The organism is Sphingobium sp. YR768 (assembly GCF_900111125.1).
GTDB lineage: Bacteria > Pseudomonadota > Alphaproteobacteria > Sphingomonadales > Sphingomonadaceae > Sphingobium.
Genome location: NZ_FOGE01000085.1, coordinates 1 through 1,106 on the forward strand (window position 1 = coordinate 1; position 1,106 = coordinate 1,106).

The 1,106-nt window shown below is 62.4% G+C and carries 2 protein-coding genes; both read left to right on the forward strand.

The features are described 5' to 3' along the window. On the forward strand, nucleotides 1-600 hold a 600-nt coding region (locus BMX92_RS26735; RefSeq protein WP_093022748.1), incomplete at its 5' end, for a DUF3313 family protein. 92 nt (nucleotides 601-692) lie between these two features. Beyond that, on the forward strand, nucleotides 693-1,094 hold the full coding sequence (locus tag BMX92_RS28295) for a hypothetical protein (protein WP_093022790.1): 402 nt from the start codon (nucleotides 693-695) through the stop codon (nucleotides 1,092-1,094). Nucleotides 1,095-1,106: the final 12 nt, after the last annotated feature.

Genomic DNA, 1,106 nt, shown 5'->3' on the forward strand with positions numbered 1-1,106 from the left:
GAATTGTCCGCAGAAGAAAGGGCGATGGTGCTTCACGAAGTCGATCGTCAGATCTGCTTCGAAGTCAGCGAACGCTTCCTGATCGCACCCGAGCCAAGGCCAGTCGCCGGCACGATCCGCACCGTTATCGTCCGCCTGCAATCCAACAGTCGCGTAGGCTCGGTTGCCGCTGCGGCAGTGGATTTCGTCAATCCCATCCCTGTCGTCAATTTCCGCGTTCCCGCATCGACCGGCGGCCTCGCCGTGGAATCCGAACTGCTTGCGCCGGATGGGCGGCAAGTGGCGGCAATGCTATGGACGAAGAATGCCGGCATGGTCGGCCGGGTCAAACCCTCGCTCTCTCGCGCGGGCGATGCCCTGCAGCTGGCTGAGCCGCTCGGCGACAGGGTTGGCAAGAGCTTCGCGAGCAAGGACCGTCCAAGGATCAAGCTTGGCAAAATCGACCCCTGCGCCCGCTTTGGCTCGCGCAAGAACGTCAAGCGCCGCTTAGCGAGCGGCGTGGTCGGGGGGATCACCGGCCTTTACATGCCGCAGGTCGCCGGAACCAGTGGGCCGGAAACCGAAACCGATCGAGTTCGAGATGCAAAGCCTGAACAGTGACTGGCGTTGCATGACCACATCCGACCTCTCAGCCGAGCCCGTTAAACAAGGCTTGGTCGAACGTCCAGGATATCAAAGGAAGACTCCATCACATGCGGCGAATACTAATAGTTCCTGCTCTGGCCGCTATCCAGTCGCTGAGTGCCTGTGTGACCGACGACTATGGCGGGCGCGGTGGTTATGGGCGACCTGGCTTTAGCAATCGGGATCGAGATCTGGACCGCCGTGACGGCCGTCGCCACGATGGTCGGCATGTCGCTCGCGAGCGTCGCCAACTCGGCAAGAAAGACCGTATCTACCGCGACCGCGACGGACGCTACTTCTGCCAGCGCCGGGACGGTTCTCGCGGCGCCATGGTCGGCGCACTGGCCGGCAGTGTTCTCGGCAACATCATCGCGCCCGGAGATTGCAAGACACTCGGGACGATCCTGGGCGCCGGCGGCTGCGCGTTTGCGGGACGGGCGATCGATCGACGAAATGTTCGTTGTGAATAGCCTTGGCTCCCA

What these genes read in the sequence shown, in the direction of transcription:
- BMX92_RS28295 (WP_093022790.1), top strand. Translation starts at nt 693, where the DNA reads ATGCGGCGAATACTAATAGTTCCTGCTCTGGCCGCTATCCAGTCGCTG.